This is a genomic window from Psychrobacillus sp. L4 (assembly GCF_042944905.1).
Lineage (GTDB): Bacteria > Bacillota > Bacilli > Bacillales_A > Planococcaceae > Psychrobacillus.
In genome coordinates, this window is sequence record NZ_CP168496.1 from 484,818 (window position 1) to 502,803 (window position 17,986).

Sequence of the window (17,986 nt, forward strand, 5' to 3'; positions counted from 1 at the left end):
TGCTAATTTTAGGGTAAAATATGAACAAAAATTAATCACTTAGCAAAGATTCCATTCACCTAGAAAAAGGGATGGAATCTTTCTTTTAATTTTCAGAATTGAAAGATACAATATAGAATAGAAGAGTTACGAAAATGAAAGGGGAATGGATATGACATTTTCTATTGTTGGATTTGATCCGCAAACAAAAGAATTAGGGGTAGCGGTAGCATCAAAATTTTTAAGCGTGGGGGCAGTTGTTCCGTTTGCAAAAGCTGGTGTGGGTGCAATCGCAACACAATCATGGGCAAATTTAGATTATGGAAAGAATGGTTTGGAAATGCTCGAAAAGGGTATGACTCCTGATGAAGTTCTTAAAGAGCTTGTTCAAAATGATGAAAAATCCGGTTCCAGACAAGTAGGAATTTTGGATGCAAGTGGGCAAAGTGTAACGTTCACTGGCGAGGATTGTTTTGACTGGGCTGGTGGTATTGCAGGAGAAAACTTTGCTGCTCAAGGGAATATCTTAGTGGATAAAGATACGGTAGAAGCAATGAAATCGATATTTATACAAACAGAGGGGTCTTTAGCAGAACGTTTACTTGCTGCTCTACATGCGGGAGATATTGCAGGTGGCGATAGCAGAGGAAAACAGTCTGCAGCATTATTGATCGTAAAAGAGAACGGTAGCTATGGAGGATATAATGATCGTTACATAGACTTAAGAGTGGATGATCATGAAGAACCCGTACAGGAATTAGGTAGATTGTTAAAATTGAACCGACTTTATTTTGAATCAACGTTACCAGAAGATGTCATGGGGATAGAAGGGGAGCTTGCAGAAGAACTTCAAAATCTATTATATGAAAACGGTCATTTGAATCGTGATTTGACAGAACATGACGATTTGTTAGATGCAGTGCAGTCTTATCATCTTATTGAAAACTTTGATGAGCGAGTGCAAGAAAGAGGCTTTATTGATACAAAAGTAGTGGAGTATATGCGAATTAAATAAAAGTATAAAAAACAAGATCTGACCAACTAAAAACGGTCAGATCTTATTTTTTATGAAAGAAAATTGGATTTAGTCTCGGTTGTGGACGAAATGGTCTCGTTAAGCCATTTTCATCCATTATGGACACCTTCTTTTAGCACTATTTCCTGCAAACTGTGTCGGTGACTAGTACCTGAAAGTGAATTATTTGTTTAATTTCCAAACGGCGTAATTCAGACCAAGCGCAAATGTAACCCATCCGATGTAGGGAACCATGAGAGCTCCCGCAGTTTTGTCAACTTTTTGGAATTCATATGCTGTTAATGCTATAAGAGCGAGTAAGGCAGTCATTTCAATAAGTGCTGTACCGCGTAATCCCCAACGGAAAAATAGGAAGGACCATAAAAAATTAAGTCCTAGTTGTAAGTCGTATAAAGGTACTGCAAGGGAGTTCTCTTTTTTCCAATTCAATTTTTCATCTGTTCGATATTTTGCAATTCCCATCAGTGTGTAAAGAGACGTCCAAACAATTGGAAATACTGCTCCAGGTGGTGCAAAGGAAGGTTGTTTCAGTTTTTTGTATTTCTCCTGTGCCCTACGGTTAGCTAGCCACCCAGTTACAGATCCTCCAATGACGGGTACAAGGATACTAAGTGCCAGGCGTTTTTTGTTAATATTTCCGTCTACGCTTAAAATGTCCATTTTACCTACCTCCTCCAATTTACTATTTTTACTATTCCCTATTTAACGGAAGAAAAACGATTTAATTGTATGATAAATTAAGAAGGAATTAAAATTGCTAAGTAGAATATAAAGGGATAGACCAATATAAATAATACTGGAGGAAACTATGAAATTAGAATGGGATAGATACAAATGATTAAACGTGAACCGAAAAAAATTAGACAAAGAGGAATCGTAATAGGGCGTCATCCAGTCGGGAAAAAGAATTGTATTACCGATGTTGAAGGTGTCAAAGTAGGCCATGTTACACTAGACCATCCTTTAGAAGATGGAGAATATGCATGCACTGGAGTATCGGCAATTTTACCGCATGGTGATAATTTGTTTCAACAAAAAGTAGTTGGTGCAAGTTATGTATTAAATGGATTTGGCAAAACAACGGGCCTTGTACAAGTGGATGAATTAGGTTTGATTGAGTCGCCAATTATGCTTTCAAACACATTTGCAATACCAGCCGTCACGCAAGGTACATTGGAATACATGCTCGAACAAAATCCTGATATTGGAGAGACAACAGGTACGATCAATTTAGTTGTAGGAGAATGTAATGATAGTAGATTAAACTCTATTCGCAAACTGCCGATTCAGCCAAAGCATGCGATTGAATGCATTCAAAAAGCCTCTTCAGACATTTCTTCAGAAGGTGCAGTGGGAGCAGGAAAAGGGATGATCTGTTTTGGCTTTAAAGGTGGAATTGGATCTTCTTCACGCATAGTTCAAGACGGAGATGCAGTTTATATAGTAGGTTGCTTAGTTCTAAGTAATTTTGGAAGAAAAGAAGACTTTCAAAGTGAACATTATAAGGTGGAAGGAAAGTCAGAAGTCCCAACCTTTCCTAAGCCAGCAGACGGTTCTATTATGATTGTACTCGCGACGGATGCTCCTCTTAGCAGTAGACAGTTAAAGCGGTTGGCAAAGAGATGTGGTATAGGGCTTGGAAGAACAGGTAGCCATTTTAGTAATGGAAGCGGAGATATTGTCATTGCTTTTTCCACGGCACATAGAATTCCGCATAACTTAGAGGAAAGCCTTGAAACGAGAAAGCAACTAAGAGACGACCATTCTGTTATGAATGATCTTTTTCTAGGAGCAGTGGAGGCTACAGAGGAAGCAATATTAAATTCCTTGTCACAAGCAGTAACAACCATAGGACGCATGGGCAATACCGCATATGCTTATCAGTTTGAATGAAAAAGCGGAACTGTCTTATAAATCCCTAAAATAAAACGCAAGAAAAAAATACTACATTTTTCTTCTTGCGTTTTTCCATTGGTTGCTTTAGAAGGGAAATCTGTTGCTCTCCCGAATTATTTAGTTGCTCTCATGGCGTACTTGGTTGCTGTTACACTATAATTAATCTCTCTTAGCCATTTATTTGAAATGAAATGCTGAAAGTAAACTATTAAATGGTAATTAAGCTTTAAACTCTAACTTTAATTTACCTTCTACAAATGAAAGACTGGCATTAAATGTTTGACCGTTTTCTGCAACGAATCCTTTTATCTCATTTGTTTTTCCTTTTGTGCAAAGAAGTTTAATCTGACTTGGTGTAATCTTCTTCTTTAAAAAGAAGCCATTAAATGTTTGTGTGCATCCATTTTTGTAGTTAGTGCATCCATAAAAACTTTTTCTAGCAACGATAAAACCTTCCTTACATTTTGGGCATGGAGCAATTGGTTCTTGTTTATATGAAGAATACTTGGAGCCCGACGCTTTAGGTGTAAGTTTTATATCAATATTTTTAGACTTTAATTGAATAGGAACTTCTTGTAACAAGCTATGAATAAATTTCGCAATGCTTCCCAAAAAACGCTCCTGTGAGCCTTCACCATTGCCTATTTTCCGTAAATACGTTTCCCATTTTGCTGTCATGGATGGGCTTGCAAGAAGATTTCCTTCAATTGCTTGGCAAAGAACACGTCCTTTATCCGTAATAGACACAATATTTTTTATTACGTCAATATATCCATGTCGCTTAATCGTTTCGATAATTCCACTGCGCGTTGCTTCTGTTCCAAGACCTTCTACTTCTTTTAAAATGTCAGTTTCACTTTTATCCTCCACAAGTTTTCCACAAGTTTTCATCATGGCAATGAGTTGACCTTCTGTATAAGGTTTTGGAGGTAATGTTTTTCCTTCTTTTATAGCAATATTGCTTTTCACGGTTTCCTTCTCATCTAGAGGAGGCAATGGGGGTTCCTCTTTCTCGTTTTCTTTAGCGGAACGAACGAATAATACTTTCCAACCTTTGTCACGCTCGGTTTTTCCGGTGGTGAAGAAAGGTAATCCATTTACATCCGTTGTCACTTTCGTTTCTGTATATAAATAATCGGTATGAAACATCGCAAGTGTTGTGCGGACAATTTCTTCATATAAATTTTTTTCAATAGGAGACAATTTAGCAAGTACTGCTTGTGACGGAATTTTTTTCGTCGGAATTATGGCATAATGTTCTTGCACTTTTGTACTGTCAACATAACGTTTTTTTGGAGCGAGTGAACAAATAGGAAACGACTGTCCGATAAGCTGCTGATAATCCGTCACTTGTGCAGCAAGATAGCTAAACTCACTTGGTGTAATATATCGTGAATCCGTACGAGGGTACGTAACAAGCTTTTTTTCATAAAGAACTTGCATTGTCTTCAATACATTCGCTGGGCTCGTTTTCCATAATCGATTGGCTGTAGCTTGCAGAGTAGATAAGGAATGTAGCTGTGGTGGAGGCATCCGTTTATCGAGCTTCTCAACAGAAGTAATAAAGCCTGGTGAATTTGGTTGAATACCATGTTTTGCAAGAAGCGCTTGAATGATTTCTCTTTTCGGTTCTTTCGCTTTTGCTTTTCCTTTATAAGTTCCTTGTCCTGCTGTAAATGTTGCTTCAATCTCAAAGAACGGCTCCGAAACAAAGTTTTCTAACTCCATTTGCCGTTGATAAATCAAGTAAATAGTTGGAGATTGAACACGCCCAATTGGAAAGACTTCTTTAATACCCTGTGATTGCAATAAAAGAGAATATAGTCGAGAACCATTCATTCCAACTAACCAATCACTAATTTGACGTGCTTTTGCTTCCTCATATAAAAGTAAGTCTTTACGATTATCTTGTAAATGTGCAAATCCTTTTCGAATTTCTTCTACTTCGAGAGAATTAATCCATAACCGTTTAATCGCTTGTCCTCTTGCCCCGGTTTGATAGTATATACTATAGAAGATATTTGACCCTTCACGGTCCACGTCACATGCGTTGATGACTGTATCCGTCGCTTTCATCAATTTTTTCACAATCGTGAACTGCTTGAACTTTCCCTTCGCTACCTGGAATTCATATCGATCTGGCAAAATTGGCAAACTGTTTAGTGACCATTTGTCCCATTTCGGATCATATGCTTTTGGTTCCTTCAATTCAACTAAGTGACCAATACCCCAAGTTATATAGGCTCCTTCTGGGAAAATGGGACAAGAGTTGATCTCCAAATAACCTTCATGTCGTTTGACCGAAAAAGCATCGGCATAAGCTTTTGCTTGACTAGGTTTTTCAGCTAGGATAACTGGTTTCATAACAAACACCTCTTTCGTACGTTCAAAAACATTTGTTCTTATTATCATGCAACAAATTTTGTGAGATTTCAAATGAAAGACAAATGTTTTCTAGAAGCCTTTCAATTTTAGGCTAGAAGTCCTTTACAAAAAAATTCATAAAAGTACCAACTCGCACTATTTCTTTGAATTTAAAAAGCTTATAAATTGTTTATAAATGCTTCAGATGGAGTTTATATCCCTTTGTTATATTTATAAAGAACGAGGGGGTGAAGTGATGAAGTGATGAAGTCTGTTATCATAAAACAGAAATAAAAACCCCATTCGCCCAAAAAAGGGGAATGGGATGTACATATTAATGAATTAATGATGAGCGACAATAATTAATTTGCCCTTATCTAGTTCTTTTTCAGCTTCAGCTGCTTCTTCTTTTGTTAAACCAGCTGCTTCCATTTTGCTTCGTAGTTCATCACCACGAGAAGTAAACATATTTTTCATGGATTCAAGGAAGCCTTGTTCTTTCATGCCAACATCTTTCGTGTCTAGAGCGTCGTTAATATCGTCGGATCTTTCTTTGAAATGGGCGAAAATATGAATGTTATCTCGTGAATATCCCTGTGTCTCAAGTTTCTCGATTTCTTGTTTTGCTTGCACGGCATTTTCTACAGTTAATTTGAGTGTCATTAAAATTCCTCCATCTTTTTGTTTTTGTGTTCTAACTATCTTTACCCTGCCTGAAGAATATTTAAACAAAATAATGATAGAAGAAGCCAAATGTGTGAAAGAATAGAATGATTTTGATATGCTTAAAAGAAAAAGAGAATGGATGTTGCATATATGGAAAACAAAATAGAGCAAATAGAGATGTTTAAAGCAGCGATGGGGAATTATCCAACAGGTGTTACAGTTGTAACGGCTTTCAATCAAGAAGGGAAACCAATGGGAATGACGGTTAATTCCTTTGCATCGGTTTCACTAGAACCACTGCTCATCTTATGGTCTATTGATAAAAGAGTATATTCTTATGATGACTTTTTAAAAGTAGATAAATTTACAGTAAATATTTTAGCTGCTGATCAAGGGGATTTATGTACGTTATTTTCAAGTAAAGTAGAGGACCGCTTTAGCCAATGTGACTGGAAGAAGTCAGAACTGAATTTGCCAGTGCTCTCTGATTCGCTTGCAGTTTTACAATGTAAAGTTTTCAAACAAATTGAAGCTGGGGATCATACCGTTTTAATTGGGGAAGTTTTAGATATTCAAAATGAAAGTAAAGAGCCTCTGTTATACCATAGAAGAACTATTGGTGCCATCCCTGAAGAATTTTATAATAGATAACAAGTATCAAAAAAGGATATCCACATGCGATATCCTTTTTGCATTTAAATTATTGAAAATCAACTTATCGAGGCATTGGGTATCCATGATATCCAGGATATCCAGGATATCCTTGATGCCAGTGATGACCGTGATGCCAAGGATATCCATAGTGTCCATAAGTCATATTTTGGATTGGGTACCCATGATAACCCTGTTGATGATATGGTTGTTGATACATAGGATATCCTTGTTGTCCGTAAGGCATCGGATAACCTTGTTGCATAAGTCCTCCTTGAAATGGTTGAACCATTCTTCTTCACTCCTTTTTTATCATTCCAAGTAGCATATGTAAGAGAGGGGAAATGGACCGGGATATAAAAAAATGAGAAATTCCTCATTAAACCTTCATTAATTTCTTAAAAAAGCTTCGGTAACTTTTCATAAGCACCTGTCAGAATAGAGATTGTAAGAAAGCTTCACAATAATTTTTAGGAGGAATACAGATGAAAAAGAAAATGATTATCCCTGCATTAGCAGCAACACTTATTGGAGGAGCAGTTGCAGGTAATAGCTTATTCTCTACCGCTTTTGCGAGTGGCAAAGCACCAGTAACGAACCAAGTGGAAGATCAAAAAGACGATGACAATATTGCTGAACTTCAAGCGAAGGCAAAATTGACTTTAGATGAAGCGCAAGTAATTGCACTAAACAAAGTGGCGGGGACTGTAAAAGACTCTGAGTTAGAAGATGAAGACGGCGTGGTAGTTTACAGCTTTGAAATTAAAACAACTGCTGGTGACGTAAATGATGTAAAAGTTAATGCAGAAAATGGAGAAATTGTTAAAGTCGAAAATGATGCAAAAGACGAAGAAAATGGTACTGAAGAAGGAAGTGATGGTGAAGAAAATGACGATAACATCGCAGATCTTCAAGCAAAAGCAAAACTGACTTCAGATGAAGCACAAGTAATTGCATTAAAAGAAGTACCTGGAACTGTTAATAAATCTGAACTAGAAGATGAAGATGGCGTAGTGGTTTACGGATTTGAAGTAAAAACTGCTTCTGGTGATGTGAAAGACGTGAAAGTGGATGCTGTTTCAGGAAAAATTGTAAAAGTCGAAGCGGATAATGAAGACGAAGGTCAAGAAGATAACGAATAATCTTATTTATTTAGGAAAGGGTGGGGGTGGACCCATCCTTTCCTTTTCTTCTTTAAATACTAATTAGAAGGAGGTACAACATGATTCAAACGAAGGATTTAACAATGGAATACCCGAATGGGTTCACCGCGGTTAATCAATTAAGTTTACATGTAAAAGAAGGAGATATTTATGGTTTTTTAGGACCAAATGGTGCTGGTAAAACAACAACTATTCGTATGTTAGATGGTCTATTAAAGCCAACAACCGGGGAAGTTCTAATTCAAGGGAAAAGTGTTATTCGGAATGAACGGGAAATTAGAAAAATGATAGGTGTATTACCGGAGTCACATGGCTACTATAACTGGATGACAGGAGCAGAATACTTACTATTCTTCGCACAACTGTATGGAGTGGATAAAAGTAAACAAAAAGAACGAGTAGAAACAGTACTTCATCAAGTTGGTATGACAAGTAAGGCAACTATTCCTATTGGACAATATTCTCGAGGGATGAGGCAACGAATCGGTATTGCAAAGACCATTATTCATGAACCCGTTCTTATATTTTTAGACGAACCTACACTTGGTTTAGATCCTCAAGGACAAAGAGATATTCAAATGATTTTACATGATTTAAACAAAAAACATGGAGTTACGATATTCATCACTTCTCATTTGCTCAAAGAAATCTCCGAAATATGTAATCGTGTGGCTATTGTAAAAGAAGGGAATCTAATAGAAGAAGATTATTTAGATTCACTTTTGAACAAATATGGACCATTGAAAGCAGACACTACGGAACCAATTACTTTGGAAGAGGTATTCTTTTACCTTACAGAACAGGAAGATAAGGAGATGCATCTATGATAACGGCGCTTATCCGAAAAGAAATAAAAGAGAATGTTTTTTCTAAAAAAAGCTTATGGATATATTTCGCTGTGACTATTTTGTTTAGTGGTCTTGCATTAAGTTTTGTCTCTGTGAAAGAACTAAGTTTACTTGCTCAAGTAGAAGTAAATATGACTTTCATGAAAGTAGTTTTAGGTATTAGTATTTTAGTAACAATCATTATTGGATCGAATATGTATGCAGGTGAAAGAGAAAGAGAGACGCTTGAAAGTCTTTTATTATCCCCATTGTCTAAAGCGCAAATTACTTTTGGAAAATTAGTAGGTTTGCTCTTATTTTGGTTCATTATTTCTTTACTATCTCTTCCATACTTTTACGCACTAGCTATGGGTACAGATATATTCTTGAAAGCAATTATCTTTCTCTATTTTATTTGTTTTCCATTAGTCATTGGATTTTCAGCATTATCTCTAGGCTTTTCTGCAATTCTTTCATCTACTAAGAGTTCTACACTTTTAGCGTTTGTCTTGTTTTTAGTTACGGCAATTCCAATGTTCTTATCAACAACGATGAAAAAAAGTGGATTTGCGCATATCGTTGACACAATTAGTCCATTATCACGATCCATGCTTACGTTAAAGGATTACTTTGTAAATCGCCTCGGCTTCATGGTATTGATGGTAGATTTACTACCGGTACTCATCTTCTTAGTAATAAGTATTGCAGTATTGTTATTTGGAAATAATAAAATCACGCTTAAAGGAGAAGAATAGAATGAAAAAAATATGCATTTCTTTCGCCTTCTTCCTCTCTTTTATAGTAATGCAAACGAGCGGAATCGTATCTGCTTCAGATACAATAGATATTAAAATACTGTCACCCGATGCAGTGGAAAACTATCCAGGTCTTGAAACGAACGTAGAAGTCGAAATTACCAATCTTTCGAACACAGAACTGAAGAATGCGATGGCTTATATTACAATGGCCGATATTGGGAAACATATGACAGTAAATTTAGAGGACTACGGTGCAGATGTACCCGTATTACTTGATACTTTAAAGCCACAGCAATCTGTGAAGGTTGAATTACCAATTCGTTTTGTGTATACAAGTAAATATAAGTTGTATGTAACGGTAAGTAGTGACGATGACTTACAAATACATTCTAGTGAGTCAATACCCGTTCATATTTTAGGGAATACGAAAATTGATCCACTTATTGTGCAAATTGTATCCATTGTAATGCCAGTAATATTACTGCTTTTATTATTTTTCGTAAGAACAAGAAAAAAACAATAAAGAAATTTGTCTGTCCTACCATTGTTCGATAACATGTAGATAACCTTATTCGTGGGAGGGTTCATATTGAAAAAAGTATTAATCATTGAAGATGAAGAAAGTATTACAGAGTTCCTGGAGCTAGAACTTAAACACGAAGGTTTTGATGTAACGGTTATCCATGATGGTAGAGATGGATTAGAAGCTGCATTAATTCATCATTTTGACCTGATTCTATTAGATTTAATGCTTCCTCACTTAAATGGAATAGAAGTTTGTAGAAGAATTCGTATGGTGAAAGAAACACCGATTATCATGCTCACTGCAAGAGATAGTGTAATGGACCGTGTCATGGGATTAGATGTTGGAGCAGACGATTATATGTCAAAGCCTTTTTCGATTGAAGAATTATTAGCAAGGATGCGAGTAATTTTTCGCCGAAATGAACGACATGAGGAAGATGTTGTGAAATATTTGAAGTTCAAGGAAATTGAAGTCGATACTATTTCACGAACAGTTATGAAAGGTAATGAAGAGATTCCTTTGACAAAGAGAGAATATGAGCTTCTTTTAATGTTTTTACAAAATGTAAATCGTGTCCTTCCTCGTGAACTCATTCTAGAGAAAATTTGGGGATATGAAACAGAGGTAGAAACGAATGTAGTAGATGTGTATGTAAGATATTTACGAAACAAAATTAATATACACGATGACAACTATATTCACTCTGTCCGTGGAGTAGGGTATGTGATGAAATGATGAAAAAGTTAAAGTTAAAATGGAAAATTGTTTTGTGGGCAACTGCACTTATGATTGGTTTGTTTATTTCTTATAATATATTGCAATATCTTGTGATGAATAGTTGGATGATTCATTATGAAGAGCAATCCATTGAAAAAAAGATGGCTATTATGCAAAACTATTATTCCAATCAGAAACTATCTAGCCAACTTATTAAGGAAGACGAATCATTTGTTAATTCGATTAATGAGAAATCGGAGACAATTCGCATTTTGGATAAAGATGGGAATAGTATTGTGGCGGTAAGTGAAGAAGAATTATTGCAAATACCTTCACATTTAGTCCAAAACGAACAGTTTGAGTTGATCAAATTGGGTGATGACCGTCTGCTTATTTACCGAGAACCGTTAGTTGGTACGAATTTCGTAGGGACAATTGAAATTGTACGAAACATGGAGATTTTCGATGGTCTTTTGAGTCAATTTGGATTTGTAATGTTTTTGTCAGGTATTGGTGCAGTTTTCTTAAGTTTAATAGGAGCACTTTTTCTTTCCAAACAAATAGTTAGTCCAATTCAGGATATTTCCAAAACACTTGCAAGAATTAAAAAATTCGGTTTAGAAGAAAGAGTAAATGTTCAACCTACACAAGACGAAATTTCTGAATTAGCGATCCACTTTAATGAGCTGATGGATCAATTAGAAACTTCTTTCAACCAGCAAAAACAATTTGTGGAAGACGCTTCTCATGAATTAAGAACCCCTTTATCTGTATTGAATGGAAACTTAATGATGTTGAACAGGTGGGGAAAAGAAGATGTGGAAGTGTTAAATAAATCATTAGCATCTTCCTTGAAAGAAGTGGATCGCATGGATAAATTGGTGAAAGATTTATTAGAGCTATCTAGACTCGATTCTGAAAAAACAATAAATACTGAGATTCCTTTGATTAATCCAAAAAAGGTTATTGAAAAAGTTGTAAATGACTTTGAAATTACACACCCTGAGTTCGGTTTTTCTTTTCAATTATATGATGACACCCCTCTTGCAATAAGAGCGGGACACTTAGAACAACTGCTTACAATATTAATCGATAATGCGATAAAGTACTCAAAGGATGATAAAAGAGTGAATATAGATTATCGTCAGCAGAAATTGAGTGTTCAAGATTTTGGAATCGGAATTTCAGAAGAGAATGTTCCCAAAGTTACAGATCGATTTTATCGAGTGGAAAAGTCGCGCAATCGGAAAAAAGGTGGATATGGTATTGGGCTCTCTATTGCTCAAAAGTTAATGGATTCTTATAAAGGTAGTTTAGTGATTGAAAGTCAGTTAGGTCAAGGTACCTCTGTTTCCCTTACATTTCCAAAAGTAAACTGAAAAACGAACTACTAGAAGATTAAACTTTTAGTAGTTCGTTTTATTTTATTCGGCAATATAAAAAAGCTTAAAAAGGATTTCTTTTTGTGGCACATTTAGCGTTTCAAACCTTTGAAGGAAAGCATCCTTGTCGTAAGTAGCTTGATTAATACTAATTAAGGGTTTCATTGGTGAGAAATCAATAATTGCATAAGGAGCAATATCTCCTTTAGACACCCCTAGTGCACCGGGATTTAAGTAAGTTTGGCTTTCATTGGAAAATAAATGCTCTGGATGATGATGCCCAAAACAAATAATATCAGCGGGATAATTAGCGTACATTTTCTCCATATTCTCTAAGGATGGTTCCAGTATTCCGTAAAAAGGTTCATCCTTTATATAAGCATTGCGCTTTGCTAATTCTATATGATAATGAATTCCAATGATACGAATACCATTTATTTGTTTTTCAATCATTCGTGGTAGTTGTTTTAGTTTCTTAAAATTGTCTGTGGATAATCGTTCCGCAATCCATTTATGATGTTCACGAGTATGTTTATAACTTTCGGGATGACCTTCTCCTGCAATAAGCGACAAAATGGCTTCGTCATGGTTTCCGGTAATCATACTAATATCTGGACGTGCAAACAGTAAATCGAGCACTTCGTTTGTATCCGGACCCATCGCGATCATGTCCCCAAGACACCAAATTTCTTCAATATCCTTACGTTTATCAATTGCTTGAAGAACTGCTTTTAATGCAAGTTCGTTACCGTGAATGTCTGTAATGATAGCAAGTTTCATATATTTCCACTCCTAATGTTTCGGTTAATCTACGGCATCCATGTCTTTAATAGATTTCTTTTTCTTTTTAATTAAGTAATATAGTACAATTGCGGCCACTATAATAATCCAAATAACGTGTTCATTCCAGTCAGCGGATAATATGCCTGCTGGTATTAGAGCTAAAATGAAGAAGTAAAAAAAGTTTCCGATAGTAGTAGCCAGTAAATAGGGAAGGACGCGAATAGTGCTTAATCCAGCTAAAATGTTGACCAAACTGGTTGGGACGAAGGGGAAAATTCGGGCTTGGAATACATAAGTAAAGCCATTAGTGTCTAATTCTTCGATTACCTTAGGGTGAAATTTTTCCATAATGGTTTCTTGGAAAATGTAACGTACACTATAATAGACAACAAGTGAAGCAAGAATACTTGTTAGCCAGCTCCACAAAAAGCCATTAACAAATCCAAATAGCGTAATATTAATAGTTATAACAAGAATTAGCGGAAATATGGTGAAAGAATTTTGAATTAGCATGACTAAAAATAGAAAGAATAATGCATACCCCATGTTTTTCTTTAAAAAAGTTTGAGCCGCATCTATATTTCCGTCAAAAAGTAGCGTGATTAGCTCTCTATTCATTACAAAAAAAAGTGCAAATAATAGTAAGCCACCCCATATTAGCCATTGCTTCTTTGTGAGATTATTTATTATTTTTTTCATGCGTCACCTGTGCTTTCATTTTATACTATTGTTTAATGAGGTATTTTATTCGAAATTAGTAGAACTTGGTAAGTGAAAGGAGAAAACGGGATTAATTCAACAAAACAGTCATTGAAAAATTAAGTTTGGAGAAATATACGAGTAAGTTGATCCTACATCGACCAGAAGGTATAAGGGATTTTAATGGATTAAAATTTGATCTTTCTATTCAAGAGAATAAATATGATCTTTTATTTATATTTGTATTTAATCTAGAGAATTATGCTAATTCATTAAAAAATGTAATTGAAAAGCAATTAATCGAGAAGATATGGTCACTCATATTACCCTGGATGAAGAAGAATATGTTCCATAAAGTGATTTAAAATTTTCAAAAATGGTGAGTATGAATGAAATTTTTACAGTTGAAGGCTTGAAATCATCACCTAATAAATTTAAAAAATAAATCTTTCCAATAGTCAATATGTAGATAATTATATAGATAAGGTTATGGATATTATAAAGTATTTGGAACGGAATGAAAAATTACTTAACCTGTAAGTATGTGTCAAGTTTTTCTCGACATAGTATTAACACCAGTATTTTAAGCACTCTCTATCTGTACACTTATTAAGCTACCGCGCTAACGCTTGCTGGCCTAGATATATTTGTCACGTTCTAAAAACCAAGAACCTGACAAATACATCTAGGGTACTATCTAAAGCTTTTTACTAGTTGTCCAATTGCTGTTGAATGCGCAATATACAAGCTAATAGAACCCTGTTTGGCGCCGATGGATGGTCTAGTGGGATTACGGAGTATCTCGGACATACGAACTACCTTTTTCACTTCTCGTTGCTGTCTTTCACTTCTACGCTGATGGTGCAGATACACATCACGTAATGTCCCATTTAACATGCCTTGTTTCACTTTTACCATGGCTTCTCCACCTTCTTGACTCCAATGCATTCCTCTTTTTTTCATACGAAAGGAAATATGCCGTTGATTCGATTCCATTGCACCAAGGCTTCTCGCATCCTTTGGTGAGTTCTCCACTTTCTCACGCCAGTCAAAAATACGATCCCAGTTATTCTGAATGTAAGAGCGAAACACGTTTACTTTTTCTATTTTTTTCGGGTCTTCTAGCGTGCTTTCATACGTATCTAACCATAACGTAAAGTCCTTCAACTCATGAGCCTTCATAGCCTTCCGAATGCCATTCTTATAGTCACTTTTTCCTCCACTTAATGCACGATTCAATGCTTGCGCAATATGATACTTGTCTAATTGATTTAACACGGGAAACCGTGATTGGGAAAAGGCTTCTTGAAACTTCTCGGATGTATATCCCAATCCTCCATCACTGTTTGTAATAACGCAGGCATTTTCCAACGAATAATGATGGGCACTGAACGCTTGGACTTCCCCCCAAAACTTAGTAGTGGGCTGTGTTGTCATAATGACTTTTGGTTCACGTAAGGATACTCTTTTTCCGTTTTTATCCCAGCCCTCATGTACAATCGCATGACGCACTTCCAAACTTTTTTTCTTCTCGGTTCCTCGAACAAATACACCATCTGCTTCCGCATAGAAGAAGTCCACTTTTTTTCCCTCTGGAAGGGAAGCTGCCTCTTCTAATTCCGCTACCATTTCTTCATCTGCCTGTGCTTGTGCCATCCCTACCCGCTTCACGATACTTCCTACAGTCGTATGGCTAACCTCTACAGCGGTCCACTCTTTCAGCACACGTGCAGCCTCACGATACGTATTTTCACTTGCCAATTCTGCCACTTTCACTTCTACCAAAGAACTCTGCCGTTGGTGTCTTCTTAAGCCCAACCACTCATCCAAAGGGTAATGATTATCCCCTTTTTTATCCGCCATAAGTGTATGACGGAAACGAACAGATCCAAAGGTGAATTGAACTGTTTTCCAGTCATCTCTCTTCACCGTCCAACCTAGTTCTTGTTTTTGTTCTTTTATAACCTGATTTATCTTGGTGAAAACGTCCCCCAAAAGAGAAGCAAACACTTGGTACATATATAGTTGGATACTTTCTTCCATCTCGATTAGATTATCAGTATCCTTTATTATTTGGTAGACTTTTGATATAATGGATTCCATAAGAAGGCCTCTTTCTAGATGTATTTGCCCTACGAAGCATACATTTATGATAGAGCGCCTTCTTTATTTTTTCTAGTGGAAACCCTCGAGAAATATTTTACACATACAACCTGTAAAAACAATTAACTCAGGGCTATCAAAATGGAGTGGGCTCACTACGTATATAGTGCGAAACGAAAAGAAATGCAAGAAAAAAGGCTATTCGAAATGGAGAAGATACTTGGGAGAAGAATATAAGGCAAAGGACTTATTTAGAAGAAGAGGGGGATAAATAATGGAGTATAAAGGACCAAGTGTTTATGACCAATCGGATTTTTTCAAAAGTTATATGAAAAGAAGGGGTAGAGAAGACAGTCCTAACAACGCAATTGAAGGACCAATAATGTATGAACTAATTGGAAACTTTCAAGGGAAGAACTTTCTAGATTTAGGTTGTGGAGATGCTTCTTTTGGGAAGGAATTACTGGAGAAAGGCGCAAAGCATTACTACGGAGTAGAAGGTTCGAAACAAATGGTGGATGCCGCAAATAAGCATATTTCTGGCATGAACGGAATAATCGATATAGATACAATGGAGACTTTTCGTTATCCAGAAAACAAATTTGATATTGTAATTTCACGATTTGCCATTCATTATGTAGAAGATATACAAACGTTATTCACTAATATATATAATGCATTAAAAGAAAATGGAAGGTTCTTATTTAGCGTTCAACATCCACTTACGACTTCTTCTTTTGCTAGTAAGCATTCAGGAGATAGACGTGAGAACTGGATAGTGGACGATTATTTTATCGATGGGGAACGAAAGGAGCCATGGATAGACCAAATAGTAGTTAAGTATCACCGTACGATAGAACAATATTTCCATGCTCTTAAAAAGGCAGGATTTAACATAGTGGACTTACGGGAAGGTACTCCACAACGTACACATTTTAGCTGTGAAGAGGAATTCAAAAGAAGACAAAGAATTCCGGTTGTCCTGGCTTTTTCTTGTGTGAAATATAGGAAAGGGGAATGATTTCTAACAATCATTCCCCCATTTTTTTGTTTCTATATATTATTCCTATGCAATATGGTTTGAATGTGCGATTTTTTGAATGAAAGAGGATAATTTGACTCAAACTTTAATGGAAAGGAGAGTTTCTATTGGTTTCTCTTGAAGAATCTATCAAGAAATATGCACTATCCTACAAAGCAAAAGAAGACTTAACCCCTGTAATTGAAGCTATTGGAGGTGCGAAAATTGTACTTTTGGGAGAAGCAAGCCACGGCACATCTGAGTTTTACACGGTTCGAGCAGAATTATCCAAACGGTTGATTGAAGAAAAAGGATTCACGCTTATTGGCGTGGAAGGAGATTGGCCTTCTACTCAGCATATAAATAGGTTTATTAAAGGCTACACAGATGAACAAACCAAAGTTGGAGATATGCTAAAGGCATTTAAACGGTGGCCAACTTGGATGTGGGCAAATGAAGAAATAGCTGAATTTGTTACATGGTTAAAGATACACAACGACCAAAAAGAAATGAACGAGAAAGTGGGGTTCTATGGAATCGATGTATACAGTTTATGGGAATCCTTAGATGAAGTTATTTCATATTTAAGCAATACAAATCCAAATGGAGCTGATCTGGCACTTGCCAAAAAGGCATTTTCTTGCTTTGAACCATTTAACCGTCACCCAGAAACCTATGGAGTTTCTTCGCTCAACATTTCGGAAGCTTGTGTAGATGAAGTTTCAAAGCTACTAACTTCTATTCGTACTCATAAGGATAATTACAAAGATACAAAGGAAGGAGACTTAAATTTAAAAATAAATGCAATAGTTGCCAGTAATGCAGAAGAATATTACCGTGCAATGGTTCGAAGTGATGAATTGTCCTGGAATATTCGAGATAAACATATGGTGGAAGCGGTAAATGAAATATTGGACTACCATGGAAAAAAAGCGAAAATCATCATATGGGAGCATAACACGCATATAGGAGATGCTTCCGCTACAGATATGGCAGCATCGGGAATGGTGAATGTAGGGCAGATTCTTCGATCGCAAAATAGAACAGAAGATGTTTTTGCTGTTGGATTTGGAACCTATAAAGGCACTGTTATTGCAGCAAATGAATGGGGTTTGCCCTACAAGCAGATAAATGTACCACCCGCGCAAAAAGGCTCTTGGGAGGATGAACTGCATAAATCCGGAGTATTTGATAAATTGTTGATATTTAATGAAGGAAATCGGTCATTATTTAATAATCGAATTGGTCACAGAGCTATAGGGGTGGTGTACAATCCTGATTTTGAAGCATATGGAAATTATGTTCCTTCTAAGATGAGTAACCGTTACGATGCTTTTATTTATATTGATCAAACAAAAGCTCTAACTCCTTTAGGAACAGATACCTAAAAAATGCAAAGGCTGCTCAATTATGGT

The 17,986-nt window shown here is 36.1% G+C and carries 18 protein-coding genes; 11 read left to right on the top strand and 7 right to left on the bottom strand.

Annotated features, from left to right (window positions below; all coding sequences use genetic code 11):
• Positions 1–151: 151 nt before the first annotated feature.
• Positions 152–994, top strand: a complete 843-nt coding sequence (locus tag ACEPXG_RS02350; protein ID WP_391207092.1) for a DUF1028 domain-containing protein — start codon at positions 152–154, stop codon at positions 992–994.
• Between the two features lie 183 nt (positions 995–1,177).
• On the opposite strand, the gene ACEPXG_RS02355 is transcribed toward ACEPXG_RS02350, so the two are convergent.
• On the bottom strand, positions 1,178–1,675 hold the full coding sequence (locus ACEPXG_RS02355) for a TspO/MBR family protein (RefSeq protein WP_391207094.1): 498 nt from the start codon (positions 1,673–1,675) through the stop codon (positions 1,178–1,180).
• A gap of 174 nt (positions 1,676–1,849) precedes the next feature.
• On the opposite strand from ACEPXG_RS02355, the gene ACEPXG_RS02360 reads away from it, so the two are divergent.
• Complete coding sequence (locus tag ACEPXG_RS02360; RefSeq protein ID WP_391207096.1) at positions 1,850–2,908, top strand: P1 family peptidase; 1,059 nt, start codon at positions 1,850–1,852, stop codon at positions 2,906–2,908.
• A 222-nt stretch (positions 2,909–3,130) separates the two neighbouring features.
• Here the strand turns inward: ACEPXG_RS02360 and topB are convergent, their stop codons facing one another.
• Positions 3,131–5,275, bottom strand: a complete 2,145-nt coding sequence (gene topB / locus ACEPXG_RS02365) for a type IA DNA topoisomerase (RefSeq protein WP_391207098.1) — start codon at positions 5,273–5,275, stop codon at positions 3,131–3,133.
• Between the two features lie 342 nt (positions 5,276–5,617).
• A complete protein-coding gene (locus ACEPXG_RS02370) occupies positions 5,618–5,938 on the bottom strand; it encodes a general stress protein (RefSeq protein ID WP_391207100.1) in 321 nt (106 codons plus the stop codon).
• 153 nt (positions 5,939–6,091) lie between these two features.
• Here ACEPXG_RS02370 and ACEPXG_RS02375 point away from each other — a divergent pair, with 153 nt between their 5' ends.
• Positions 6,092–6,592: a flavin reductase family protein gene (locus ACEPXG_RS02375; RefSeq protein ID WP_391207103.1), complete on the top strand. Its 501-nt coding sequence runs from the start codon at positions 6,092–6,094 to the stop codon at positions 6,590–6,592.
• Positions 6,593–6,656: 64 nt separating this feature from the next.
• Here the strand turns inward: ACEPXG_RS02375 and ACEPXG_RS02380 are convergent, their stop codons facing one another.
• Positions 6,657–6,884: a hypothetical protein gene (locus ACEPXG_RS02380; protein WP_391207106.1), complete on the bottom strand. Its 228-nt coding sequence runs from the start codon at positions 6,882–6,884 to the stop codon at positions 6,657–6,659.
• A gap of 193 nt (positions 6,885–7,077) precedes the next feature.
• Between ACEPXG_RS02380 and ACEPXG_RS02385 the strand changes: the two genes are divergently transcribed.
• The 6 genes from ACEPXG_RS02385 (at position 7,078) to ACEPXG_RS02410 (ending at position 11,962) form a co-directional block, all read left to right on the top strand.
• Positions 7,078–7,734 carry a PepSY domain-containing protein gene (locus ACEPXG_RS02385; protein ID WP_391207109.1) on the top strand — a complete coding sequence of 219 codons (657 nt, stop codon included), beginning with the start codon at positions 7,078–7,080 and terminating at the stop codon, positions 7,732–7,734.
• A gap of 80 nt (positions 7,735–7,814) precedes the next feature.
• A complete protein-coding gene (locus ACEPXG_RS02390) occupies positions 7,815–8,582 on the top strand; it encodes an ABC transporter ATP-binding protein (protein ID WP_391207112.1) in 768 nt (255 codons plus the stop codon).
• The gene (locus ACEPXG_RS02395) at positions 8,579–9,337 is read left to right on the top strand and encodes an ABC transporter permease (RefSeq protein ID WP_391207115.1); all 759 of its coding nucleotides are present in this window, start codon (positions 8,579–8,581) and stop codon (positions 9,335–9,337) included. Before ACEPXG_RS02390 ends, ACEPXG_RS02395 begins: the two co-directional genes overlap by 4 nt.
• Before the next feature lies 1 nt (position 9,338).
• A complete protein-coding gene (locus tag ACEPXG_RS02400) occupies positions 9,339–9,863 on the top strand; it encodes a hypothetical protein (RefSeq protein WP_391207118.1) in 525 nt (174 codons plus the stop codon).
• Between the two features lie 66 nt (positions 9,864–9,929).
• Complete coding sequence (locus tag ACEPXG_RS02405) at positions 9,930–10,601, top strand: response regulator transcription factor (RefSeq protein WP_391207121.1); 672 nt, start codon at positions 9,930–9,932, stop codon at positions 10,599–10,601.
• Positions 10,598–11,962 carry a sensor histidine kinase gene (locus tag ACEPXG_RS02410; RefSeq protein ID WP_391207124.1) on the top strand — a complete coding sequence of 455 codons (1,365 nt, stop codon included), beginning with the start codon at positions 10,598–10,600 and terminating at the stop codon, positions 11,960–11,962. The genes ACEPXG_RS02405 and ACEPXG_RS02410 overlap by 4 nt, the downstream gene beginning before the upstream one ends.
• A 45-nt stretch (positions 11,963–12,007) precedes the next feature.
• On the opposite strand, the gene ACEPXG_RS02415 is transcribed toward ACEPXG_RS02410, so the two are convergent.
• From ACEPXG_RS02415 to ACEPXG_RS02425, 3 genes are all read right to left on the bottom strand, one after another.
• A complete protein-coding gene (locus ACEPXG_RS02415) occupies positions 12,008–12,745 on the bottom strand; it encodes a metallophosphoesterase family protein (RefSeq protein WP_391207126.1) in 738 nt (245 codons plus the stop codon).
• A 24-nt stretch (positions 12,746–12,769) separates the two neighbouring features.
• On the bottom strand, positions 12,770–13,447 hold the full coding sequence (locus ACEPXG_RS02420; RefSeq protein WP_391207128.1) for a TVP38/TMEM64 family protein: 678 nt from the start codon (positions 13,445–13,447) through the stop codon (positions 12,770–12,772).
• Between the two features lie 693 nt (positions 13,448–14,140).
• Complete coding sequence (locus tag ACEPXG_RS02425; RefSeq protein WP_391203448.1) at positions 14,141–15,550, bottom strand: ISLre2 family transposase; 1,410 nt, start codon at positions 15,548–15,550, stop codon at positions 14,141–14,143.
• A 274-nt stretch (positions 15,551–15,824) separates the two neighbouring features.
• Here ACEPXG_RS02425 and ACEPXG_RS02430 point away from each other — a divergent pair, with 274 nt between their 5' ends.
• A complete protein-coding gene (locus ACEPXG_RS02430) occupies positions 15,825–16,571 on the top strand; it encodes a class I SAM-dependent methyltransferase (RefSeq protein WP_391207131.1) in 747 nt (248 codons plus the stop codon).
• A 128-nt stretch (positions 16,572–16,699) separates the two neighbouring features.
• Entirely contained in the window at positions 16,700–17,959 is a 1,260-nt protein-coding gene (locus ACEPXG_RS02435) for an erythromycin esterase family protein (protein WP_391207134.1), read from the top strand.
• Positions 17,960–17,986 lie beyond the last annotated feature (27 nt).